Consider the following 25,350-nt stretch of genomic DNA (forward strand, 5'->3'; position numbering starts at 1 on the left):
TTCATTGCAAACGGCGTGCCAAGTTTTAGATTAAGATAAGATATTGAAATATATAGGTTTAGTGATTTCGCAGGTGCGGGATTTGTGTGTCAAAAATGACTCATTGTCCCCTTTCTGACTCACTCATCTGTGTCAATTTCGGCTTTTTCAATTTGATATTTCTTCATGCGCAAATAGAGTTTTTTGCGCGGGACATCCAACAGAGCGGCCGTTTGGGTGATGTTGCCATCACACGCGGCGATGGCCGCTTCAATGTAAGATTTTTCAAATTTCCCCACGGCCTCGTCCAGGCCAGCATCCACAATAGTGGGTTGCGACACGTCAGGCTCGGCTTTGCTCCAGTTCAGCGGCATGCCAATCACAAACCGTTCCGCCGTGTTTTTAAGCTCGCGCACATTGCCCGGCCAATTATGGCGGGACAATCGTGCCCGCAATTCATCATTGAGCACGGGCACCGTTCGGTGATGTAGCGCTGCCGCGCGTTCGCAAAAATGCATAAATAGAAGTTCAATGTCTGGACGGCGTGCCCGCAAGGGCGGGATTTCCAGCGAGGCGATGTTGAGGCGATAGACCAGGTCGGCGCGCAATTTGCTTTCCTCCACCAGATCGTCCAGCTCCCCTTTCACCGCAGCCACCACGCGCAAATCGAGCGGCAAGGATTTTTGGCTCCCCAACCGTGTGACCTCGCGGTTTTCCAACACGCGCAGCAAACGCACTTGAAAACTGAGCGGCATGGATTCCAGCTCATCAAGGAACAATGTGCCCCCGTTCGCCGCCTCAAAATATCCCACATGAACCTGATCGGCGCCGGTAAAAGCGCCGCGTTCATGTCCGAAAAAGGCGCTATCGACGAGCGTTTCGGGCAGCGCCGCACAATTGACCGCAACAAACGGACCTGCCTTGCGCGGGCCCAGATCGTGCAAGGCACGCGCGACCACGTCTTTACCCGTGCCGGTTTCGCCCCGCACGATCAGATCGACATTCAAATCAGTTAGCGCGGCCACCTGTTCGCGGAGTTGGTTGGTTTCGGGGGCGTTGCCCACAATTCGGGAGCTGAGGTCATTTTCGCCCACCATGCCTTTAAGCGCGCGCACTTCTAGCGCCAATTGCCGCCGTTCAAGCGCCCGGCTCAAGGTGGTCAAAAGCCGATCCGGCGCAACAGGCTTTTCTAAAAAATCATAAGCGCCGGCCTTCATGGCCATTGTGGCTTCCGCCACTTGGCCATGGCCCGTGATCATGATGATCGGCAGTTTTGAATCCAGTTGGGTGCAATGATCAAGCAGTTCCAGCCCAGTCATTTTTGGCATGCGAATGTCGCACACGATCACGCCGTTAAACTGGCTGGTAATGTGGGGCAATGCTAAATCTGCGCGGGCATAGGTCACCACATTGTGGCCCTCTAGCTCAAGCGTATCGGCGATTTCTTCCAAAAGGTCCTGATCATCATCGATCAGCATCACTTGTTGTTTTTGTGCAGTGCTCATGATGCTCGTTGTAATCCCAAGGTGGCCGTGGCCCCTTTGTCGTCATTGTTCTTCAAATATAGCACACCGCCCAAATCCTGGGCGATGGTGTATGAAATGCTCAAGCCCAACCCGGTCCCTTTGCCCACATCTTTTGAGGTGACGAAGGGTTCGAAAATATCATGCTCCAGTTCAGGGATGCCGGCCCCATTGTCGATCACATCGATCATAAACAGGTCCCCTTCCATCCGGCCGGACAGGATGATCTTGCCGTGCTTCTGCTCGGTTTCGTCGATGGCGTCAATGGCATTGGAAATCAGATTAACCAGCACCTGCTCAATCAAAAGCGGGTCGCCGTTCACCTTTTGCTGCAGCTCAGCAGCTTGCGTGGAGATCTGAATCTCCGGTTTTTCGGCCAGTCGCGCCTGAAAAATTTCGATCGCCCGCTCAATGACCGGATAAAGCGAGATTGGCTTGATTTGATAATCGGAGCGGCGCGCAAAGTGCGAGAATTGCTTGACCAGTGCCGACATGCGATCGGTGAGCCGCACGATCTTTTGCAGCGGTTTCTCCAATGTCTGCGGATCAGCGCCCTTTGCCAGGCGGGTGAGACTATTGTGGGCCGCATAGCGTGTGGCGGCGATGGGCTGATTAAGCTCATGGGAAATGCCGGCCGAAAGCCGGCCCAAGGCCGCAAGTTTCCCCGCTTGCACCAATTCCACCTGCGTTTGTTGCAGCTTTTTGTTGGTGCGCTCGCGCTCGACAATTTCATTTTGCAGACGGCGCAGGCTTTCCTCGCGCTCGATCACCGATTGCCGAAACACATCCACCGCATGGCCCATGCGCCCGATTTCATCGCTGCCCGTCACCGGATGGGTTTTTTGGGTCAATTCGCCCCGGGCAATGGCCCGAAGGGCAACGGACAGGTGCTGCAACCGGGCCACAATGCGGCGACGCACATAGAAGATCAAAATGAAAAAGGTGGCCATCAAACCCGTCACGGTCAAAGCGACAATATTGGCGCTGGCCCCCTGCATTTCGGCAATGGCCTGATCGGCCAAACCAATGGCGGTGGCGCGGCGCTGATTGCCTGTTTCGGAAAGGGTCCGTTGAAATTGGGAGAGACTTTCTTGCGCTGCCGAAAGCTCAAGCAGCACCTTTTCGCGGGCCTCAATCAATTGTTGCGCTATGGCAAAAATGCCTTGTGGTGACAATGCTAATTCGCGCAGCGCCGACAGCGACTGATCAAGGGTGATCAACGTGTCCGCATCGCCCAATTCGTCCAGCAGGCGACTGGCCCGATCAAGACTTTCAAGGGTAATGTCTGAGAATTGGGCAAGGCTCTCTCGGCTTTGCGCGCTTGTGCCTTGCAGCATGGCGTTGATGGCGAAGCTGCCTTCGCGGCCCACCTCTTGCACCAGGTCCCGTTTTTCGCTTTCGGCACTCAAAAGATCGAACGCATCGCGAAAGCCCTCTGCCCCTTGTGAGGCCTCTATCCGCGACACGGCATTGTCGATATTAAATGAAATATCGAGGAGCAGCGGCGAAATCTCCGATTGAAAATCAGCCTGTAACCACCGCAAACTGGCCGCCTTGGCCACAAGATTTTCCTCAAGGCTGAATTGCTGATCAGAGAATTGCAACAGCAACCGGATGTGGGCCTCAATTTCATCGCGGGCTGAGAGCAGTTCGGGATCGCGCACTCGATTGATGGTGGCCGACAGGTCCAACAATTGTGCGTTCAAATCTTCCTGGTAGGCCTGCCGATCTTTGCGCAAACGCGGCTCGCTGAGAATGGTCGCCTGCGCGGCCAGTTCGGTCACTGCGGCCGCCACCTCATTCACCTGCACGATTTCTGGCATTTGCTGTTCCACCAATTCCGACATGTCTTGGCTAATATCGGTAAAGCGCAAAACGGCGGCAAAGGCGATGATCGACAGGATGCCGGAGATTAAAAGGAAAGACGCAAAGAGCCGACCCCACACGCTGTAGGCGCCGGGTAAATAGGTGAACAACCGATCGCGCGCCTTGCTCAGTGCACTCATTCTTTGATCTCGCGCAGTTCATTTTCGGCCAAGCCAAGCAGCATTTCCGCTTGCGATTGCCACCGCACCTGAAACTTCTTTTGCTCCGCTGTCATGGGCGCATAGCGCATGCCCGGCCCGGGCATTGGGCTTGGTTGCATGATCGCCACTTCATGTTCCGCGATGGGCATGGTCAACAAATAGGTACGGGCCAAATCCAGCTTCGCGCGATGTTTTTTCGCGAGTTCTGGATCGTCCTCAATCAGCCGAAGGTCCCGCCAAATCGCGCGGCGGCGGCCAAATTGATTGGTGATGAATTGATCAAATATTTCGTTGACCATCCAATAGCGCCGCGCCGCCAATTTGGGGTCATAAGAAGCCCAGCTCAACCGCAAGGCCGCATCCAATGACGGATAGGCGCGATAATCAATCGATTGTCTGATTTCCGGTTCGATTGGAATGCGGTTGATTTTTGGGGTGAGCAGGATTTGCTGTCCGGTTTTTGACAGAACAAAATTGATGAATTGATCGGCCAGTTCGGGGGCGCCGCTGCCTTTCAGTTTCGCAATACGTCCGGGCACCAGCATCACGGGCCGCCCATATTGAAACGCCAAATCATCTTCAGAAATTGCCAAGAAGTCGATATTGAGGCCAATGTCAAACCGCTCGGATTTCAGCCCGTCAATTACTCCAAAACTGCGCGAGGTGATGGTGGCAAAGTTGGCGCTGAGCTGCAGCACATATTGCCACCCATCTTCCCATCCGCGATCCTGCAAAAACTGTTCGACGATCAAATGGGTCGTGCCAGATCGCGACGGACGCGCAATGCCAATGCGCCCCTCATATTTGCGCTCCAACAAAGCATTCCAACTTTGCGGCACTTTTGCGAGATGATCTTTTTTCCAACTCCACCCCACTGCAGACAAGGCAAATGCATGGTGCACCTTGCCGTCCATGGGCGCCAGATGATCAAAATCATCGAGCATGTCGAACGCTTCCGGCGATGAGGCCCAAAAAATGTCGAACTTGCGCCCATTGCCCAAGGCAACTTCGCCAAGCGCATGGTTGGTGTTTTTGTTCAGCACCAACACATCGATGTTCGGATTTTGTGCTTCAAACGCTTTGACAAACGGTTCAAACACCCGCGCTGACATGGAAGTAAGAATACGCAATTGCTGCTGCTGAGCCTGTGCATATCCGCTACTCAACGCGCCCAACACTGCGGCCAGCAGGGCGATCATAAACAATATTGCTCTCATGGGTCTCCTCACCTAAGGCCCATAGTGATACATTAAACTCAAGCGCTTATGCAAATTTTTGCATCCGCATCCGAAATGCAAATCGTTAGCATTATGTGCTGCCAGTTTTTGCAAAGAGGTTGTTTAGGCCGACGGTGGTCTGCCAAGTGCCGCCAATCACCAACCGGCGAAATCGGCTACGTCTTCGTCACTAATTTTGCCTGCTACGACATCTTTTATCGCCTGCACCAATATCCGACCACCGGTTCTTGCTTCGTCTTCAGACAATATGAGTGGCGGCGTCAGTTCAAGCACGTTGGAGTTCATGCCAACATAATAAAAGACGGCGCCAAGCTGCCATGCGCGATAAACGGTTTTTCGCGCCAGATCCGGGTGTGGTTTACCATCCTCATTTTTGACGAGCTCAACTCCAATGGCCAATCCCCGCCCGCGTATATCGCCAACTTCTGGTAGCTGAGATGTCGCAAGAGAAATCTCGTCCATAAGGATGTTGCCGGTTGCCTGCGCTCTTGAAGCTAGATCATCTGACTGAATGGTCGTCAGCACAGCCATTGCTGCTGATGCACAAATGGGGTTGCCATGAAGTGTTTGCATGGAGAACGCTGGTTGATGGTCCATGATCCAAGATGGGCCGATGACGGCCGAGATTGGCAAGCCGCCGCCCAACCCTTTGCCGAACACGACAATGTCTGGCACAAAGCCCTCATACTCAAAACAGTGCATAAGGCCGGTCCGCCCAAGCCCCACTTTGACCTCGTCACAAACCGTCAATATCCCGTAATGCGCACACAATTTCGATAGCCGCGCCAGGAAACCTTCGGGGGGAACGATCAACCCGCCATCGGCCTGGATCGGCTCCATAAAGAAGCAAGCGACCTCGTCGCCGGGACAGCTGGTCGCGAGTAGATGTTCAATATGTGCCAGTAAGGCTTCGCCAGAAGGGTCGCCTTCAAACGGGCGGAAGGGATCAGGATATGGCACCAGCGTCAGGCCGCCGGCCTTTGTCGCGCCTTCCTGCGCGGTGTGCCCTGAAACGGACATCGACCCCTGCGTGCCGCCGTGGTAGGCACCCGAAAATGCCATAATGCGGGACCGCCCCGTTGCCGCTGGAACAACCCGTGCAACAGTTTCATTTGCATCACTGCCGGAATGCCCGAGCCACACGCGGCGATCATCCGACCCCGGCGTCAATCGCAACAAAGTTTCGGCGAGGTCTACGGCAGGCGCATTTGTGCCCGAAAGGATCGATGCGCCAGCTTGATTGGCCAGCGCCCGGTCGACAGCTGCGCGGATGGCCGGATGACTGTGCCCAAGGCTTGCAGCACCCCAGGATGCAGACAGGTCCAACAGTTCCCGTCCGCCCTCCTCGATCAGCACACTTCCCGCGCCGCCTGTGACAGCAAGTGGAAAGAACCGCAGCTTTTGAAGCGGCGACAGGGCCGCTCCATCGCGCGCAAAAAGTGATGTGTCGGTCATGCTCGCTCCATTCGTCAGATTGGTTTTATGTCGTGAACGCGCCGCGCAGACTGTCCTGCTGGGCCAATCAAATCATTCTGGGTTTCGATCAGGCACTGCGAAGATCAATAGACCTTTGAATAAAGATGGCATTTCTCCACATCAGACATGTTCTTTACATGCTCGATCTCCGCACGTTTGATGGCCAGATAAACGTCGCTAAACTGTGGATCAAACCAGGAGCGAACGGTGTCATTTTCTTCGAAACGATCAAGTGCTTCGCTCAGGGATTGGGGCAACCGGATATAGCCCCGCGCTTCCAAAGTCTGTGCATCCAATTCGGACAAATCCTCCTGCCCGACTTCGGGAATCGGCAGTTTTTCTTCGATGCCTTGCGCACCCGCATGCACAAGTGCAGCCAGCGCCAAATAGGGCGACGCGGCGGCATCGGCTGCGCGGAATTCAAAGTTATATTGCTTGGCTATTTTCTTCTCGCTGGTCGCCGTCACCGGACATATCCGCACGGCGGCTTCCCGGTCATGATAGCCCAGATTATTATAGGCAGCGCTCCAGCGATGCGGGGTGAGCCGCATGTAGGAAATGTCGCTCGGTGCGGTTAATGCCAAAAAGCTATCCAGATATTTCAAAATACCGGCGATAAACGACCCGGTTTTTTGGCTCATGCCAAATGGATGGGCTTTGTCATAGGTGGCGGGGGCACCTTGTTGGTCCAAGAAACTGATGTGGATGTGCACGCCATTTCCCACCCCATCCGGATCGATAATCGGCACAAAGCTGGCGTGATGACCCATCATATGCGCCAGGCGCTTGGTGAGTTCGCGCAGCAAAACCGCCCAATCGGCCGCGGTTTTGCCCTGCGATGGCGCGTTTGTCACTTCAAATTGACGCGCGCCATATTCTTTCAAAAAGGTGTCCGGTGTGATTCCGGCGTCGCCCATCGCTGCCACAAGGGCCTCACCAAAGTCGCGATTTTTGGCAAAAGCGCCATAGTTGAAGGCCTCGCCGGGCTGTAAATCCAAGTCCGGCATTTGAAATTCATGCTCAAACGCAGCATTAACCTGAAGGCCAGCAACCCGATCCAACCGATCAAGGGCGGATTGAAGAATTGAGCGCGGACACAAGGCCCATGGTGTGCCGTCGAGGTTGCAAATATCGCCCAGCGCCAGCCGCTCACTTGGGGCGTCGGTGCCAAAATTCACACTTATTTCAGCCGTTTCATCGGGCACAATTACAGTGTCGCCCAGTGCGCCAAATGGTGATGGGGCAATGGTATCAAAACACGTGATCAGGCTGTTGGTTGGCACCCATCCGACGCCCTTGTTCATCCGGCTTTCCCGCTCGGTCGCCGGAAATGCCTTGCCCCGGACTTGACCGGAAGGATCACAGGTTGCGGCGAAAATGAGTGGGCTTCTATTCATGTCGTTTTCCTTCAAAATTCAGTCGGGCCGCATCCCAGGCTTCGATGCGGTTTCGGGTTTGATCCCAATTGGTTTCGGTTACGCGGGCAACAATGGCCTCTACCAGGGCCAATGCAGCGGTGTAGCTGTCCCACACGGTGCCGCTATCAATGGGCACCGGCAAAACTTCTTGTGCGTCTTTGGAAATGGGCGACATCCATTTGTCGGTCACCAAAACCACGCGGGCCCCGCGATTGTGCACCGCCATTTGTGCCAGTTCGGCGAGTGATTTTTGATAACGCCGAAAATCGATGGTCACCAAAATGTCTTTGGGGCGCATGCGGAGCAAATATTCAGGCCAGACTTCAGGATCAGACGGCAGGTGAAACACATTGGCGCGGTATTGCCGCAAATGGCGCGACAAATATTGGACAATCGGGTCGCTCATGCGCCCACCAATCAAATACAGGCCGCGCTTGTCGTCCGACAGCAATTGGCATACCCGTTCAAATTGGCTGGCCGAAATCATCTCGCACGTGTCGTGCAGCAATTGCTCAGCCCGCTGAAAAAATCCTTGCAAATAGTCGCCTTCGACCTGTCGCCGTGTGGGGTGCAAATCAACGGGTGACTTTTGCCCCTCCTTTAATTCAGCGATCAGCTCTTGTTGAAATTCTTGGAACCCCCCATAGCCCAGCTTATTGACGAAACGCGAAATCGTCGGCGCGGAAACGCTTGTTTTCTCAGCCAAAACCTGGATTGGCGCCAAACCCGCGAACGGATAGTCGGCCATAATCGTGGCGCTGAGCTTGCGCTCATTGGCGGTAAATTCGTCTGATTTTTCCGCAATTTGCACGCGAACCGTCATAATTGTCCTCCCAATAGCGCCCATTATCGCAAATGAAAAAAATTCGTCAATTAAAAAATTATGTGTTGACTTTGAAAAAGTTTTCTCAAATCCTAAGGACAACCAACCTGGTGGGGGAGAATAAATGATCACAGCACCAAAACGCCATATTGTTTTCGCATCTGCGGCGATTTTCATGGTGATATTGGCCATTGCCGGCCTCGCCAGTTTCGGCTCAGGTGCGCTTGAACGCACAATGATCGTCTTTTTTGTGTCCCTGATCGGGGTGGCTGGCATTGGCGTTTACAGCGGCAATAGTGGCATTTTGAGCTTTGGCCATGTGGGCTTTATGGGCATCGGCGCCTATTGTGCATCTTTGCTTACCCTGCCCGTCCCCTTGAAAACGGCAACCCTTCCTAACCTCCCAAGCTGGCTTGCAACCACACAGCTCGACTTTGTACTGGCAACCCTCATTGCCGTGCTATTTGTTGGTGTGGTTGCGGCCATTATCGGGGCGGCTATCGGTCGGCTTGAAGGGTCAGCCGCGACCATCGCCACCCTTGGCCTTTTGATTATTGTGCACGGGGTGACCATTGGCTGGCGCGATGTGACCCGTGGGGCGCAAACCTTTTTTGGTGTACCGCGTGAAACAACGCTTTGGACGGCGGCCATCGCCTGTGTCATTGCGCTGATCGCCGCACGGCTTTACCGCGATTCAATTTCAGGCTTGCGCTTGCGCGCTGGGCGCGACAATGCCATCGCCGCCAACGCCGTAGGCATTAATATTCAAAAAGAGCGCCTTGTATCTTTCATCGTCAGTGCCATGATCATGGCCTTGGCCGGGGCGTTGCTGGCCCACTTTCTTGGGGCCTTCAGCCCGAAAAAATTCTATTTCACAGACACGTTCTTCTTGTTGTCGATGTTGATTGTGGGCGGCATGTCCACTGTCACAGGCGCCTTCACGGGGGCGGTCGTGATCACATTGATCACGGAAATATTGCGCCGATTTGAAAGTGGCTTCACCCTGTTCGGGTTTGAAATGCCCACCATTTTCGGCACCACCCAAATCGGCATTGGCTTGATCATCCTGTTCGCCATGTTCCGCAAGGCCAATGGTTTGGCCGGCCTTAAAGAATGGGAAGAACGCCTGTTCGACCGCGAAATCTCACCCCAGAATGCTCCCACGGCATCTCAGCCGATTGAAGAGCACACCGAACTGCAAGCAAGTGGACTGGTTATGCAGTTCGGTGGTCTAACTGCGGTGAATGATGTGTCATTCACGCTGAAACCGGGTGAAATTTTTGGCCTGATTGGCCCCAACGGTTCGGGCAAAACCACGGTGATGAACATGCTGTCTTGTGTGCTCAAACCAACAGTGGGCAGCGTTAAGTTGGGTGACACAGAATTGATCGGGCGCAAATCCAATGAGGTCGCCAATTTTGGCATCGCCCGCACCTTCCAAAATATCCGCCTGTTCCCGGATTTGACAGTTTATCAAAATGTGCATGTGGCCGCGCTCTCGACCCGCCAGGGCAAAAACGCAGAGGCACGCACTTACGCCGCGCTGCATCGGTTGGGTCTTTTGGATCGCGCGGATGAAGATTCCGGTACGCTTTCCTATGGCGATCAACGCCGGGTGGAAATTGCCCGCGCCCTCGCCTGCGAACCAACCTTGCTGTTTTTGGATGAACCCGCCGCGGGCATGAACCGCGAAGAAACAGATGATCTGATGGAAACGCTGCGCAAGCTTTGCGCGGAGTTAGGCATCGGCATCCTGATCGTCGATCACGATCTAAAACTGATCAATGAACTTTGTGACCGCGTCGCGGTCTTAAACGAAGGCAAAATGATTGCTGAGGGGACACCTGAAGAAGTCCGAAATAACCCGGCTGTTGTGGAAGCCTATTTGGGGCGGTCAGCCTAGCTGATCCGCCATAAAAGGAGAGGAAGACATGAAAAAAACTTTGCTGATGAGCAGCATGTTGGCCATGGCCGTAACCGGCAGCGCCCATGCTGAAACGCTTAAAGTGGGCGTCGCCACCGCGCAAACAGGCGCCTTGGCGCACTATGACGGCCCGGTTGTTGAAGGCTTGCGAATGGGCGTTGATGAAATCAACGCAGCAGGCGGCATTGGTGGCACGCTCAAAATTGAGTTGGTGGAAAAGGATGTGCGGTCGGACGCTGCACAAACCGCCATTGCCACCCAAGAGCTGGTTGATGCTGGCGTCAAAGTATTGATCCTGCCCTGTGATGCGGACCCATCATTGGCAGCCATTTCAATTGTGGGCAGCGCGCAAGTGCCGGCCATTTCAACCTGTGCATCATCGCCAACTCTGCCGATGATCGGCGGCGACTATATGTTTGCCAACTTCCCAGGCGACAATGTGCAAGCCACCGTGTCTGCGCAATGGGCCTATGACCAAGGGATGGAAACGGCTTATATCGTTTATTCGCCAGATACCCAATATACATCCATGCCGCTCTACTTCGCGGATGTGATGGAAACATTGGGCGGTGAAGTTGTGGGCAAAGACACCTACACACTTGGCCAGCAGGACTTTTCTGCGATTTCCACCCGCATTGCCAATATGGACCCACAGCCGGATGTGGTGATGACATCTGCTTACGAGCCAGATTTCCCATCCTTCATCAAAGCCCTGCGTGCAGCGGGTGTGACCAGTCAGGTGATTGGCTCTGACGGCATCGATAGCCCAACCACGTTCTCAATTGGGCCAGCAGCAGATCGCTTGGTGTTCACCACCGCAGGTCACCCAACTGAAAACAGCCCGATGGCTGAGTTCAACGCCAAATATAAAGAAACCTATGGCGAAGAGTCACAAACCGTGTTCAACGCGATTGGTTATGATTTGGCGAAAGTGATTGAGGCGGCAAGCCTTGCAGCCGGTCCAGATGCCAACTCGCAAGAATTGCGCGATGCGATTGCCAATTTGGAAAATGTGCAGGGCGCGACAAGCCTGATCACCTACAAAGGCACCAACGGTATGCCTGTGCGTGAAGTCACATTGATCGGGGTTATGGATGGCGAGCGCCAGCTGATTGGTCAGCCTTCACCTAACCCAGACATCATTCCTGCGCCTCGGATGCAGTAGGGCTTAAGGAGCACTGATCATGGTTCAACCGCTATTAGAAGTCCGTTCGCTTGATGTGCGCTATGGCGCGGTCCAGGCGGTTGACGGGATCAATTTCGAAGTTGAGCAGGGCGAGATTATTGCCCTGCTCGGCGCCAACGGTGCCGGTAAATCTTCCACCTTGAATGCCATTGCCGGGCTTGTGCCCACCTTTGGCGGCGAGGTGCAATTTGACGGACAAAATATCACCAATTTGCGGCCCGAAATGTTGCCCGGTTTGGGCATGACCTTGTCGCCCGAAGGCCGCCGCGTTTTTGGCACGCTCAGCGTCGCAGAAAACCTGCAAATGGGCGCATTCGGCATGAAGGACCCGCAAGAAATTGCTGCCGCTTGGGATCGAGTTTATACACTCTTCCCCATTTTGGCGGAACGGCGCGACCAGTTTGCGGGCACGCTTTCAGGCGGACAACAGCAAATGCTGGCCGTGGGGCGCGCCTTGATGAGCAACCCGAAAATGTTGCTGTTGGACGAACCGTCCTTGGGGCTCGCACCCAAAATTATCGAACAGATTTTTGAATTGATCACCACATTGAACCAGCAGGGCGTGACCATTTTGGTGGTGGAGCAAAACGTCTCCATGGCCCTTGAAGTGGCCAACCGTGCCTATGTGCTGGCCAATGGTCAGATCGCCACCTCTGGCGACGCCAAAGAATTGGCCGCCAGCAATAATTTGCAAAATGCCTATTTAGGGGGCGCGTAAAATGGAACTCTTTTTACAACAAACGGTCAATGCCTTCGCCCTTGGCGGCACCTACGCGCTGTTGGCGCTCGGCCTGGCGGTGGTCTTTTCCATTATGGGCCTGATCAACTTTGCCCATGGCGAGTTGATGACCATTGCGGGCTATGTGCTCATGTATTGCGGCTTGGCGGGCATCTCATTTGTTTTTGCCGTGCCGCTCGCTCTTCTCGCCTCCACCTTTGCCGCGGTGTTGATGGAGCGCGTGGCCTTCAGGCCCGTGCGCAACAGTTCGGGGGCGACCATGCTGGTCACCTCGTTTGCCGTGGCGATGATTTTGCAGGTGATATTCCAGAACTTCATTTCCGTGCGCTCGCAACCGGTTTTGTTGCCCGAAGCCCTGTCCGGCAGCATCACCATTGGTGGCTTGGTGATCGGCGTCAATAAATTGGTCGCCATCATTTCAACCGTCATCATGCTGATCTTTTTGGATCGCTTTTTGTCCAAGCAGAAATATGGCATCGCCATGCGCGCTGCCGCTGAAGACTTTGCGGTTGCCCGGCTTATGGGCATTCGCGCCAACACAGTGATTGCCGGGGCGTTTGCCATTTCCGGCTTGCTAGCTGGGGTGGCCGCCATCCTATGGGTCAGCCAGCGGGCATCAGTAGATCCGCTTATGGGCTTCACCCCCGTGCTCAAGGCTTTTATCGCCGCCATTTTGGGCGGGTTAGGCAGCTTGCGCGGCGCAGTAGCGGGCGGATTTTTACTCGGCTTTATCGAGATTTATCTCGCGGCCTTCCTGCCGCCTGCATTGCAAGAATTTAGAGACCCGATCGGCCTTGGCCTCGTGGTGCTGGTGTTGCTGATGCGCCCCAATGGCCTCTTGCCTGCTGCCTCGTTGAAAGCCGAAAAAGTCTAGGAGACGCAAAATGAGTTTGAACAGACATGCTCAGCGTCTTTTGACAGACGCTGACCCGAACCCCATTGACTTTTTTAACCCCGAAGGCGACGCCGATATATTGTTGGTGTGCGAACATGCGGGGCAAAAAGTGCCGGAAAAGCTGTTTGGCTTGCAGCTCTCCAACAGCGATATGGACAAGCACATCGGCTGGGATATTGGCGCGGCGGCCGTCACCCGGGAAATGGCGAAATTGCTCAATGCCCCGGCGATCTTGCAACGCTATAGCCGTTTGGTGGTGGATTGCAATCGCCCGCCCGAAGCGCCAGATGCCATGCCTGAAGTCGCCGACAATATACCGATCCCTGGCAACCAGAATTTAGATCGTACGGCGCGCCAACAGCGCATTGATGAGATTTTTTGGCCCTTTCACCATGCGGTCGAAGCAGCCATCCACTCGAAGCGCTTTCGCTTGGTGTTGTCCATTCACAGCTTCACGCCGCAATTGGGCGATGAGGCGCGGCCATGGCCCCTCGCTTTTCTCTATCGCGGCGATGTGGCAACGCCGACCAAACTGGCCAGCTTTATTCATCAAGAACAACCAGACCTCGCCATTGGCATGAATGAGCCTTATCAAATTGATGATGAAAGCGACTGGTTTGTGCCGCAGCACGGCGAAACCAACAATATTCCTCATTCTTTGATTGAAATCCGCAATGATCAAATTGAAGATACTGAGGGGCAAAACCGCTGGGCCATGCAATTGGCCAAGGCCACCACACAATTATTGGAAACAAAACTATGACCATCTTGTCACGCAATATTCCCTTGGAACCGGCTCAATCAGGGCTTTTGTTTATCGATGTGCAAAACTTTGCGGCCAAACGAAATGGCGGCGAGTTTAAAGATATGAGCGATGATGAGTTTGAAAAAGAACATGGTTGGTTCTTTGAGCAGATGGAAAGCCATGTTGTGCCCAACATGCAAAAGCTTCAAGCTGGCTTTCGCGCGAAGAACATCGAGGTGCTTTATACCACCATTGAAAGCCTGACCCTTGATGGGCGCGACCGTTCGCTTGATTATAAAATCACCGGCTTCAATGTGCCCAAAGGCTCTTGGGACGGCAAAGTGATTGACGAATTGGCCCCTACCGACGACGAAATTGTGTTCCCCAAATCTTCGTCTTCAGTGTTTGTGTCCACCCACATTGATTATGTGTTGCGCAATTTGGGCGTCAAACAATTGGTCATCTCCGGCATCATCACCGATCAATGTGTGGAAAGCGCCATTCGCGATGCGTGCGATTTGGGCTATCTGGTCACGCAGGTGACCGACGCGTGCGCCACCTATACGCCAGAGCGTCACACCAACTCGCTCAACACCATCAAAGGCTATTGTCGGCAGGTCACAACAGATGACTTGTTAAAAGAAATAGGGGCCTAACCGCCCCGACATTTCCCAATTGATTGTGCTTTATCGATTAGGTTTATTGAGGCTTATGGTCTGCTGGGTTAGTATTTGCCCATATTGATTTGCGGACCACTGCCTCAAGCGGCTGGCTCTGAAATCGATGTCTAGTACTCTTGGGCCGTTCCGGCCCCTATTTTTTGGGAAATTCTGATCGACATGAATCAAGCGCCTTCTGAACTTGTGCATGGAATTTATCAATCGCTGGTAGATGGTGGCAGTTGGCCGGAATTGGTGCTTGGGCTGGCCGATCATGTGGACCGCACGGCCACCGCCGAACAGATTGCGGCCCAGAATAAGGAATTGCTGGATCATTTTGATCGGGCAGATGTGTTAAACACACAATTGGTCGGCCCGGAAATGGCAGGTCGGCGGGTGCAGGACACGCTGGGGCAAGCCGGGCCAGATATTCAATTGATAGATGACGACGGCACCGTGGTTTACAACACGGATGGGGCAAGCGGTCAGCAAGCAACCCAAAATGTGCGTACCCGGTTGGCCCGTTGTGTTGCCAAAAACACGGTCGAGAGTTGGCTGGAAACCACCGACGGTCACCCGCACATCTACATTCTAGTGCCCCGCACGCAAACGCAGCAATTGGACATCGCCAGCCCGGCCCATCATGTGTTGCTGTCGCGCGCGGTCGACTTAACCAATGTGGTCCATCGATTTGCCGCGCAACATGATTTAAGCGGAGCCGAAACGCAGTTGCTGATCGCTTTTTTGCGCACAACTGATTTGCGGCAGGCGGCGGCGGCGCTCAACATCACCTATGAAACCAGCCGCAAATATCTCAAGTCCATCTTCTCCAAATCCGGGCAGAGCTCACAGGCAAAGCTGATCCGCGCCTTGTTGTTGAACCCGCTCATGCTGTTGCCAACCCCGACACAACCCACCGAGCCGGTGCGCGCCTTGCGGCGCTTTGCGCTGTTGCCCAATGGGCGTACCTATCGTTATTTCACTTTGGGGCCGGAGTCGGGGCGGCCGATCTTTTATATCGATGGGATCCGCGGCGGCACATTGGATTGCCTCGGTCATTACAATGAGGTGTCGGCCCAGCTTAAACAAATGAATTTGCGCTTGATCGCAAACAGCCAAGCCTATTCAACCCGCCCAAAGCCGGGGGCCATCTGGACAGACTTTGCGCAACTTGCAGAGGATGTCGGGCAGCTTTTTGCAGAATTGGGATTTTCGCAACTTCCCGTCCTGACCCATGGCTATGGTGCGCACACGGCCCTTGGCATCGCACATGCGCGGCCTGACCTGTTCCCCCATATGATGCTGGTGTCACCCAGCAATCCAGAATTTAAACATAACAATTGGCGCGAGATGGACTTCTCCTACCACCTCATACATGTGGTGGCGCGCAAATGGCCGCAACTTTTGGAACGGGTTTTGCCGCTCTTATCTCGATCGATGCGCAAAGACATTGATGGGTTTAATGCTAAAACAGCGCGATTGGCGAAGTGCGCGCACGAGAGAGCCATTTTCACCTGCCCGCTTTTCCTAGAACGGTCGCGGCGCTTGATGGATGTGTTTGATGATGCAGAAATTGAGCACTTCATTGAAGAAATTAAACTCCACGCCCGACCCAGATTGTTCGATCTTGGTTCCATCCAAACGCCAATCACGCTCTTTCATGGCGAAGAAGACCAACATGCGCCGTTGGCCGGTGCGCGGCAATTGGCCAGCCAATTGCCAAATGCAACATTGCATGAATTGCCCGGCATGGGACATCACCACATGCTGGCCGAATGGGACTGGATGATGCCGCTGGCGCTTGACCCGCCGACGCAGTCTTTCAATCCGCCCCCGGCCTCTCGGCGCGGGTCATTACTGGCGGCACCCAACCCAGAATAGTTTATTCGGCAATAGGTCCCAAATGGGGATTGTTGGCTTCGGATGGGCATGAAACATCTCATTCAACGTGCTGGTTTTCGCGCGCAATCAATGCAGCGCCGATTAAGCAAATTGGATGGGGAAAATGTTGAAACTTCGATCAAGGTCAAAGCTGGCCGGACGTTTCTTTTTGGGCGCGGCAACCGCGTTGTTGCTTTCAAATGTGGCCATGGCGACATCTGTAACCAGCATCACGACCAGCAGCGCCCAAAACGCAACAGACACCTCCGGAACCGCCTGCACGGATGCTGAAGTCAGTCTGCAATACACACTCCAAACCACAACAAATGATCGGACAGACGGGGGGGCATTTCCCTATGACTATTCTGTTCTGCGTATTATTGATGCGGACAATAATGTTATTGCCAGCCTTGGCCTTGCTTACGAGTACCCAAGGGCGTCGATACAATACGGCTTTCCCGTTCGTATCGGCACCTCCACCAATTCCACAGACAGCGTGGTTGCGCCCACAAAACGACCTTTCCGGGTCCAGATAGTTGAAAGTACAACCTCCACAAACAGCCCGCCTTATGCGGCCAACGGAGCGGTACTCTTTACCTCAGCCAGTTTTGATCCCTATGACCCAGTGTCCGATCCCAATTATGATGCTTCCGGTTGTAAGAACGTACCTGGTGGCTACACTGGCGATACCACACCACCAGTTCTCACCGTGCCGTCAAATTTCAGTGTCAACACTGATCCCGGTGCCGACACGGCCGTGGTGACCTACACAGCGCCAACCGCCAATGACAATATTGATGGTGCGGTGACCCCAACGCGCACCGCAGGTCTCGCATCCGGCGCAACATTTCCTTTGGGCGACACGATTATAACCTACCGCGCGGAAGATGCCGCCGGCAATTCTACCACCGATAGCTTTACCGTCACCGTGGTTGACAATGAAGCCCCAGTGGTGAGTGTCCCTTTGCTTGTTACCGCAAATACAGGCCCAACTGCCAATACCGGGACCCCATATTTTAGCACCTCGGCAAACGACAATGTTGATGGTTCAATTCCAACAACCATCACCACATCTCCCACCACAGGTCTAAACGCTGGAGATGCTTTCCCGGTCGGCACCACAACGGTCACCGCCACCGCAACAGATAGCGCTGGCAATGTGGGCTCCAACAGCTTTAGCGTCGTTGTAACTGATAATGGCCCACCCGTCGTCACCGTGCCCTCAGACATTGTGGTCTCAGTTGATCCTGGCGAGGCCGATGCTGTCGTGAGCTTCAGCACCAGCGCAACGGATAATGTTGATGGCACCTTGACCCCAACCATTTCCTCATCCCCGACAACGGGCTTAGATTCAGGCGACGCCTTTCCTGTCGGCACCACGACCGTGTCGGTGCGAGCAGAAGATGCCGCGGGCAACGTGACCACAGATACTTTTGATATTACGGTGAATGACAATGAGATTCCTGCCATCACTGTGCCAGCTGATATCACGACCACAACTGATCCGGGTTTAGACACGGCTATTGTCAATTTCACCGCAAGTGCGGTGGACATTGTCGACGGCTCGATCACGCCCACCATCACCACGTCGCCATCGACAGGGCTCAATTCAGGCTCCGCCTTCCCCATCGGCACCACCACCGTGTCAGTTCGCGCAGAAGATGCGGCGGGCAATTCTGATACAAAGCAATTTACCATCACTGTTGGCGATGGTGAGAACCCCGTGTTCACCTCAACCCAAAGCAATATCAATATTGATATTCCTTTTGATGAGAACTCTGCGATCGTGACTTATCCCACGCCAACCGCCACAGATAATTCCGGCAGCGTCACTGTTGCGCGGACAAGTGGGTTGGCCTCTGGCAGCGCTTTCCCAGTTGGCACAACAACAATCACCCATCGGGCGGAAGATGCGGCAGGCAATTTTGTCGACCAAAGTTTTAATGTGACCGTGGCCCGCATTCCTCCCGGTACACTTGAGGTGCGCGTAAATTCGAGTGCGGACGGCGATATTGTCCTCTCCTCATCGGCCGCTGCATTCAATCAAACCATCAGTGTAACTGGCGGTTCCGGCACAACTGGCCAGATGTTGGTGCGCCCTGGCAGCTATGCAGCAACTTACGCCTTGCCCGCTGGCTTTGTCCTCACCAGCTCAAGCTGCGATAGCGCTGACGGGCAAGTGCTTCCAAGCCTAAATGAAGTTCAGGTTGGTCTTGTGTCCGGCCAAAATATTGTCTGCACACTCACCATGGTCAACAGTGCTGCTGACACATCTGAGCAAGTGCAGAATTTCATCGATGGCCGCGCACGCCAGATTGTAGGGAACCAGCCTCGCCAAAGCCGTCGCTTGGCCAGAGTCCAAGGCACAACGCCACAGCCCGGCGGCCTGAATGTCTTGGGTTATAAAGCGCCGGATTCAGGCCATCTGCCCGTTGGCGTCAGTGTCGCCAATGATGCGATTGAGGTGAACTATCCCACTTCACAAGAAGAAGGGTTGGCAAAGGAGTGGGACGCCTGGGCAGAGGCAACCTTCAGCCGTTTCGAAACGGATTTTGATGAAGGCAGCTTTGCCACCTTGCATATGGGCGTTGATTATTTGATGACCCCAACAAGCATTTTGGGCATTGGCGCTTCCATTGATTACACCCATGCCGATGTGATCGGCAGCACGGCTTACACCAACGGTTTGGGCTTTATGGTCGGTCCCTATTATACAGGCGAGATCAGCGAAAATCTTTATCTCGACATCAGTGCAAAACTTGGTCGTTCCTATAACAATATCGCAACGGTCGGCACCGCAGAAGATCAGTTCGGCGCCAGCCGCGGCCTGCTCAATGCGTCTTTGTTTGGTGAAGTCGAATTGGACCAGCTCACTGTGCGGCCAGATATTAGCCTCAACTATTTCTATGAGCGCACAGATGCATTTGTGAACAGTTTTGGCGTTTCCATCGCAGAACAAGAAACACGGTTGGGCGATCTGACATTCGGCACCACCTTCGCTTGGGCGCAGCCCTTGGACAATAATTGGACCATGACCCCCTATGTCACACTGGATGGTATTTGGACCTTTGACTCTGCCGCCGCAAACGCGGCCAGCACCATAGGCGAGCAATTGCGTGCCAAAACGGAATTTGGCGTCACGCTAAATGGTTATGCCAATCAGACGCTTGATTTCAGCCTTGCGTATGACGGCATTGGGGACCCAAATTATCGCGCCCTCAGCGCCAAGTTTGGGCTGTCCGTCGGGTTCTAACTAAGCGTTGCCGACAATTTCAGCCCGCAGGCAAATTTTGGTCCCAAATGGGGATTGTTGCAGTTTAGCAGGCGTGGAACATCTCATCTTACAAGCCAATTTCTCCAAGCAGTTACGACTGCTTGATTGCTTTTTGACGCCTGTATTGATGGGAACCGAATTTGAAACGCCTACTTCATTCCTTCGCCTTAACTGCACTTGTTCTGCTCGCATCGAATGTATTTGCGATCCAAGCCAATGCGCAGGATACAACGCCGCCCAGGGTTCAATCCATCACTCTTTATGATCCGATTTCACCCTATTCAACAAATAACGTCTTCACATGGGAAGTCACATTTACAGAAGCTGTGACCGGTGTGGATGTGGCAGACACCAGAGTACACGTATATGGTGCGCTTTCGAACTCCATGACTGGCTCAATGACACAAGTGTCGCCCAGCGTTTATCGATTTACCCGCACCGTTCCTTTCGCATCCCATACGGTTGATGGCGAGGTGAGAATGGTCGTCAGTCCCACTCACTCGGTCACCGACTTGGCGGGTAATCCGATGGTAGATGATACGGTGATCAACGGCGAGCAATCAACTTACTATTATGATGTTAACCCGCCTGACGTGACACTTTCAACGTCCTTATCCTCACCAACAGATGCTGCAACGGTTCCCATAGAAATCGACTTTGATGAGACCGTAACTGGCTTTGATGTTTCGGATATTCAGTTGAGCGGCACGGCCACTTCTATCGCTGGTTTTGGCGGTAGCCAAGACGCCTATTGGGCCAATGTGGTTTTGTCCGGTGAAGGGCCATATTCAATCAGCATACCAGCCAGTCGAGCAAATGATTTCGCTGGAAACGCCAATAATGCATCGAATGTTCTGTCGGGCGTGAGAGACCTAACGGCGCCAGTCATAAATATTCCCACACAAATCATTCAATCAACTGATCCCGGTCAGGACACAGCTATCGTGACCTTCTCGCACAGTGCCAATGATGCCGTTGACGGTCCGGTGGCGACCACAGTCAGTACGTCCCCCACAACAGGTTTAGAGTCCGGCGATGCATTTCCACTCGGCACCACCACTGTAACCGTTCGTGCAGAAGACACCGTGGGAAATGTGAGCACGGAAAGTTTTGACATTACAATCGTTGATACTGAGTTGCCGGTCGTTACGTCCATATCTGACATTGTGACCACAACCGACCCTGGCGAAGATACAGCAGTTGTTACGTTCAGTGTAGGCGCGACTGACAATGTGGATGGCGTCCTTCCTGTCACTATTACAACATCGCCGACTACTGGATTGGATTCAGGGTCTGCATTTCCTATCGGCACAACTCAAGTGCAGGCATACGCTGAAGACTCGGTCGGAAATTCCTTCACCGAGGTGTTCAAAGTTACAGTCAATGATGATGAAAATCCCGTATTCACTTCAACCCAGAGCGATATCACTATAGATGTCCCCTTTAATGAGAATTCTGCGATTGTCACCTATCCAATGCCGACCGCGACAGATAACTCTGGCAGCGTCACGATAACGCGTACGAGCGGCCTTGCATCCGGCAGTGCCTTCCCCGTCGGCACGACTACAGTTACCCATCAAGCGGAGGATGATGCTGGCAATAAAGTGCTACAAAGCTTCAATGTGATTGTTGGGAACACGCCGCCAGCCACACTTGAATTTGAGATTAACTCAAATGCCGATGGCAATGTCTCTCTGTCCTCTTCGGAACCAAACCTCAATCATATGATCAATGTGACAGGTGGGTATGGCAGCACAGGTCAATTCCATATACACCCCAGCACCTATTCAGCAAATTATGTCCCGTCTACGGGTTTCGTGATCACCAATGCAAGCTGTGACAATCCAGCAGTGCAGATTGACCTAAGGACAAAGACAATCGCACTCAATTTGGCCTCTGGGCAGACCATTGTTTGTACACTCTCCATGTCCGATAGTGCTGGCGAAACCGCCAAGCAAGTGCAAAATTTCATCGATGGCCGCGCGCGCCAGATTGTGGGTAACCAGCCTCGCCAAAGCCGTCGCTTGGCCAGAGTCCAAGGCACCGCACCACAACCCGGTGGATTGAATGTCTTGGGTTATAAAGCGCCGGATTCAGGCCATCTGCCCGTTGGCGTCAGTGTCGCCAATGATGCGATTGAGGTGAACTATCCCACTTCACAAGAAGAAGGTTTGGCAAAGGGATGGGATGCCTGGGCAGAGGCAACCTTCAGCCGTTTCGAAACGGATTTTGATGAAGGCAGCTTTGCCACCCTGCATATGGGCGTTGACTATTTGATCACCCCAACCAGCATTTTGGGCATTGGCGCTTCCATTGATTACACCCATGCGGATGTGATCGGCAGCACGGCTTACACCAACGGTTTGGGCTTTATGGTCGGTCCTTACTATACAGGCGAGATCAGCGAAAATCTTTATCTCGACATCAGTGCAAAACTTGGTCGTTCCTATAACAATATCGCAACGGTCGGGACCACCGAAGATCAGTTCGGCGCCACCCGCGGCCTGTTCAATGCGTCTTTGTTTGGTGAAGTCGAATTGGACCAGCTCACTGTGCGACCCGATGTTAGCCTCAACTATTTCTATGAGCGCACCGATGCATTTGTGAACAGTTTTGGCGTTTCCATCGCAGAACAAGAAACACGGTTGGGCGATCTAACATTCGGCACCACCTTCGCTTGGGCGCAGCCCTTGGACAATAATTGGACCATGACCCCCTATGTCACTCTGGATGGTATTTGGACCTTTGACTCTGCCGCTGCAAACGGGGCCAGCACCATAGGCCAACATTTACGTGCCAAAACGGAATTTGGCTTCACGCTAAAAGGTGATGCCAATCAGTCGCTTGATTTCAGCCTTGCCTATGACGGCATTGGGGACCCCAATTATCGCGCCCTCAGCGCTAAGTTTGGCCTGTCAGTCGGGTTTTAGGGGCAGCAGCTTTTGCCCGCTTGAATTGGTGGGCAAGGCACGGTGCCGTAAGAACAATAAACGCAGCAATCGCCGGGCTTTGGCTTTAAAAGCATATGGCAGCTTTTGCATTCATAAAACCATTGGCACGCGTCTGTTGGCATGGTCTCGGTCTCTGCATGTCCACATGCCGGGCACGTCAATTTGGACTGTGTGTTCACGTCCTGCTGCGGCGTTTTCAATATTTATCTCCTCTTTTGTATGTAACCAATAAGGATGCGCGCGAAGGGTTCACTCTTCATCTGCCGCTAAAAGTTCGGATTCATATCCGGCATTTTTTGTGGCCAATAAAATGTCATCCAAGCTTGTTGCCGTGTCCTCAAACACAACAACCGCCTGCCGCAAATCGGCATCGGCCGACACTGAAACAATGCCATCAAGACGCGATATCGCGCCCTTCACGATAAAGGGGCAGCTGGCGCAATACATGCCGGGCACAGAAAGGGTGACCTTCTGCTCGGCCGCGAAGCTGGCCCCCACACCGGACACCAAAAGACCGGTGCCGAGAATAAGCAATTTCTTCATCGAATATCTCCAATCCATCAGGCAAGAATTAAGGGCACGATCCACGGCCAAAAGAACGACACCAGCACCAAAATCGTCGCCAGCACGAGCCCTGCCAGCACCAAATAATTTGGCAAAGGCCGCGCGCATGCCTCATCGGCATCACAAGCAGGTTTGGGCCGAAAGACCTGCCAATAGCCATATCCCAAAAGACCGAGGGCGATCAGGATGAAAACAGGTTTATAGGGTTCAAGCGCGGTCAGATTGCCGATCCATGCGCCGCTCACCCCCAGGCTGAACAATAAAAGCGGTACTATGCAGCAGCTCGACGCGCCGATGGCCGCCAATAGGCCAGCCAATGTTGCGACACCAGCTTTTGATGTCCCGGGCGCCCGCGTTGCATCATTCAAATGCGAGGTCTGCTCAGCCATGCTGTGTCATTCTCCGACCTGCTTTGAGGGTTGAAAATTCGCCAATCAACGGGATGGATATTGAACACATCATCCGGTCCATCTCGGTGACCTCAGTTCAGTATCGGGGCTATCCCGTTGATCGTTCCGCTCAGCGAATTCTATGTTGACGACGGCGAAGCAAATGGCTGATCAGGTGCAGGCGGCATTCCAACCCCGCATTGCGGTCCGTCACACTATGCAATCCATTGCTCAACAGATCGTCATTTGTACAAGTCTACGATCTGTAGTAACTACAGATGCAAGAGAAAAATGCTGCAAGGTTGCGTGATGACCGAAAAATCCTATTCCATCGGCACGGCCTCAACGATCACAGCCGTGAATATTGAGACCATCCGCTATTATGAACGCATTGGGTTGCTGCCGGCGCCAGACCGGACACCCGGGGGCAATCGGCAATATGCCAAGGCGCATCTAAAGCGCATTGGATTTGTCAAAAGGGCGCGCAGCTTGGGCTTTTCCATTGAACAAATCCGCTCGCTGCTGACCATGACCGACCAACAAGCCCTCTCGTGCGCGCAAGTCAGCGAAATGACCGCCGACCACCTTGTGCAAGTGCGAGAGAAGATCGCGGATTTACAAAAGCTCGAGAAAACCTTGGCCGACTTAAATGGACAATGTCGCCAAAACAAATCGGATGTTTGCCCTGTAATTGAAGACCTGTTCGGAACGGTTTAGCCCCCTGCCCGACGGCCCGCACGGTCTGGGTTTGCCGCGCATCCAACATTTCGCTGCACGAAATTCTGTACACAGCCTGCACAAAAAATCTTGACAGCATTTTTTCACTATGCTTGTTTGTCGGACAAACGAATAAACAGATGAAGACAAACACATGGCCTTGACCCCAAAATCAACATCAGCTGCGGCGACATCAGGTTCAGCCTCGCAGTTTTTGCGCCCGATCAAGCGGCGCACCCGTGATGTGGAGGTTTTGGAAGCCTTGGCCGAAATGATCGAGCAGGCGGACCTGAAAGAGGGCGATAAACTGCCCACCGAAACCGAGCTGGCCGCGCGCTTGCAGGTGGGTCGCTCCACCGTGCGCGAAGCGCTAAAGGTTTGGGAAAATCTGGGCATCGTGGAACGCCGCACCAGTGCGGGCACCATTTTGGCCATGGATATTGTGCCCAACTCGGTGCATGTGCCCGTGGTGTTGCAATTTGAAGCCGAAGGGCTGTTGCGGACACAGCAGGTGCGGCGGGCGTTGGAAAAAGAAGTGGTGCATTTGGCAGCGCTGCATGCCAACGAAAAAGACCGCGCGGCCATTCAATCCACATTGGACACATTGCTTGATGTGGTGGATAAGGGGCTGCCCTGGCGGCAAGCCGATGCCAATTTTCACCGCGCCATTTATGCCGCGTCTGGCAACCCGCTCTTCTCGCAATTGATCGAGCAGGTGCACGGCGCCTTTCACCAGCATTATATCGAGCCATTTATGGATGATAGCTATGGCTTGCCCTCCATTCCTTTGCACAAGCCTTTGGCCGCGGCGGTGATCGCGGGCGATGCCCCGGCCGCTGTGAAGGCCATGGAGGAAATTTTGGACAGCACAGAACAGCAAACCAAAGAATTGCTGGGCTGAGTTTTGGCGGCCCCATCAGGTCGCCTCATTTTTGCAACGTC

20 protein-coding genes are annotated in these 25,350 nt (G+C 53.7%); 11 read left to right on the forward strand and 9 right to left on the reverse strand.

From position 1 onward, the window contains the following. Window positions 1-119: 119 nt before the first annotated feature. From G549_RS0117945 to G549_RS0117970, 6 genes are all read right to left on the reverse strand, one after another. Window positions 120-1,484 carry a sigma-54-dependent transcriptional regulator gene (locus tag G549_RS0117945; protein ID WP_027836168.1) on the reverse strand — a complete coding sequence of 455 codons (1,365 nt, stop codon included), beginning with the start codon at window positions 1,482-1,484 and terminating at the stop codon, window positions 120-122. Further along, the gene (locus tag G549_RS0117950) at window positions 1,481-3,508 is read right to left on the reverse strand and encodes an ATP-binding protein (RefSeq protein ID WP_027836169.1); all 2,028 of its coding nucleotides are present in this window, start codon (window positions 3,506-3,508) and stop codon (window positions 1,481-1,483) included. The genes G549_RS0117945 and G549_RS0117950 overlap by 4 nt, the downstream gene beginning before the upstream one ends. Continuing rightward, complete coding sequence (locus tag G549_RS21010) at window positions 3,505-4,746, reverse strand: ABC transporter substrate-binding protein (RefSeq protein ID WP_084634256.1); 1,242 nt, start codon at window positions 4,744-4,746, stop codon at window positions 3,505-3,507. The genes G549_RS0117950 and G549_RS21010 overlap by 4 nt, the downstream gene beginning before the upstream one ends. 156 nt (window positions 4,747-4,902) lie before the next feature. Next, window positions 4,903-6,222, reverse strand: coding sequence for an aspartate aminotransferase family protein (locus tag G549_RS0117960; protein ID WP_027836170.1), 1,320 nt, complete (start codon window positions 6,220-6,222; stop codon window positions 4,903-4,905). A 104-nt stretch (window positions 6,223-6,326) separates the two neighbouring features. Beyond that, window positions 6,327-7,640, reverse strand: coding sequence for a glutamine synthetase family protein (locus tag G549_RS0117965; protein WP_027836171.1), 1,314 nt, complete (start codon window positions 7,638-7,640; stop codon window positions 6,327-6,329). After that, window positions 7,633-8,484, reverse strand: coding sequence for a MurR/RpiR family transcriptional regulator (locus G549_RS0117970; RefSeq protein ID WP_027836172.1), 852 nt, complete (start codon window positions 8,482-8,484; stop codon window positions 7,633-7,635). The genes G549_RS0117965 and G549_RS0117970 overlap by 8 nt, the downstream gene beginning before the upstream one ends. 124 nt (window positions 8,485-8,608) lie before the next feature. Between G549_RS0117970 and G549_RS0117975 the strand changes: the two genes are divergently transcribed. The 9 genes from G549_RS0117975 to G549_RS0118015 all read left to right on the forward strand — a co-directional run bounded on the left by G549_RS0117975 (window position 8,609) and on the right by G549_RS0118015 (window position 22,717). Continuing rightward, window positions 8,609-10,387, forward strand: coding sequence for a branched-chain amino acid ABC transporter ATP-binding protein/permease (locus tag G549_RS0117975; RefSeq protein ID WP_027836173.1), 1,779 nt, complete (start codon window positions 8,609-8,611; stop codon window positions 10,385-10,387). A gap of 28 nt (window positions 10,388-10,415) precedes the next feature. Next, entirely contained in the window at window positions 10,416-11,573 is a 1,158-nt protein-coding gene (locus G549_RS0117980; RefSeq protein WP_027836174.1) for an ABC transporter substrate-binding protein, read from the forward strand. Window positions 11,574-11,592: 19 nt separating this feature from the next. Then, window positions 11,593-12,312 carry an ABC transporter ATP-binding protein gene (locus tag G549_RS0117985; RefSeq protein ID WP_027836175.1) on the forward strand — a complete coding sequence of 240 codons (720 nt, stop codon included), beginning with the start codon at window positions 11,593-11,595 and terminating at the stop codon, window positions 12,310-12,312. A 1-nt stretch (window position 12,313) separates the two neighbouring features. Further along, window positions 12,314-13,207 (forward strand): branched-chain amino acid ABC transporter permease, encoded by an 894-nt coding sequence (locus tag G549_RS0117990; RefSeq protein WP_027836176.1) that lies wholly within the window; start codon window positions 12,314-12,316, stop codon window positions 13,205-13,207. A 10-nt stretch (window positions 13,208-13,217) separates the two neighbouring features. Further along, window positions 13,218-13,991: an N-formylglutamate amidohydrolase gene (locus tag G549_RS0117995; RefSeq protein WP_027836177.1), complete on the forward strand. Its 774-nt coding sequence runs from the start codon at window positions 13,218-13,220 to the stop codon at window positions 13,989-13,991. Next, complete coding sequence (locus G549_RS0118000; RefSeq protein WP_027836178.1) at window positions 13,988-14,629, forward strand: cysteine hydrolase family protein; 642 nt, start codon at window positions 13,988-13,990, stop codon at window positions 14,627-14,629. Before G549_RS0117995 ends, G549_RS0118000 begins: the two co-directional genes overlap by 4 nt. A gap of 183 nt (window positions 14,630-14,812) precedes the next feature. Further along, entirely contained in the window at window positions 14,813-16,513 is a 1,701-nt protein-coding gene (locus G549_RS21610) for a bifunctional helix-turn-helix transcriptional regulator/alpha/beta hydrolase (protein WP_027836179.1), read from the forward strand. A 124-nt stretch (window positions 16,514-16,637) separates the two neighbouring features. Next, a complete protein-coding gene (locus tag G549_RS21615; RefSeq protein WP_051214120.1) occupies window positions 16,638-19,766 on the forward strand; it encodes an HYR domain-containing protein in 3,129 nt (1,042 codons plus the stop codon). Between the two features lie 161 nt (window positions 19,767-19,927). Continuing rightward, on the forward strand, window positions 19,928-22,717 hold the full coding sequence (locus G549_RS0118015) for an HYR domain-containing protein (RefSeq protein WP_084634257.1): 2,790 nt from the start codon (window positions 19,928-19,930) through the stop codon (window positions 22,715-22,717). Here G549_RS0118015 and G549_RS22105 read toward each other — a convergent pair. The 3 genes from G549_RS22105 to G549_RS0118030 form a co-directional block, all read right to left on the reverse strand. Continuing rightward, window positions 22,714-22,917, reverse strand: coding sequence for a GDCCVxC domain-containing (seleno)protein (locus G549_RS22105; protein WP_084634264.1), 204 nt, complete (start codon window positions 22,915-22,917; stop codon window positions 22,714-22,716). The two genes, G549_RS0118015 and G549_RS22105, sit on opposite strands and share 4 nt — an antisense overlap. A gap of 70 nt (window positions 22,918-22,987) precedes the next feature. Further along, a complete protein-coding gene (locus tag G549_RS0118025; protein ID WP_027836182.1) occupies window positions 22,988-23,281 on the reverse strand; it encodes a cation transporter in 294 nt (97 codons plus the stop codon). Between the two features lie 17 nt (window positions 23,282-23,298). Continuing rightward, entirely contained in the window at window positions 23,299-23,691 is a 393-nt protein-coding gene (locus tag G549_RS0118030) for a mercuric transporter MerT family protein (protein ID WP_027836183.1), read from the reverse strand. 309 nt (window positions 23,692-24,000) lie between these two features. On the opposite strand from G549_RS0118030, the gene G549_RS0118035 reads away from it, so the two are divergent. Together G549_RS0118035 and G549_RS0118040 are read left to right on the forward strand one after the other, a co-directional pair. Next, window positions 24,001-24,408, forward strand: coding sequence for a MerR family transcriptional regulator (locus G549_RS0118035; protein WP_027836184.1), 408 nt, complete (start codon window positions 24,001-24,003; stop codon window positions 24,406-24,408). A 154-nt stretch (window positions 24,409-24,562) separates the two neighbouring features. Continuing rightward, on the forward strand, window positions 24,563-25,309 hold the full coding sequence (locus G549_RS0118040) for a FadR/GntR family transcriptional regulator (protein ID WP_051214122.1): 747 nt from the start codon (window positions 24,563-24,565) through the stop codon (window positions 25,307-25,309). The last annotated feature ends 41 nt before the right edge of the window (window positions 25,310-25,350 follow it).

Origin of the sequence: Maritalea myrionectae DSM 19524, assembly GCF_000423365.1 — a bacterium.
Taxonomy (GTDB): Bacteria; Pseudomonadota; Alphaproteobacteria; order Rhizobiales; family Devosiaceae; genus Maritalea; species Maritalea myrionectae.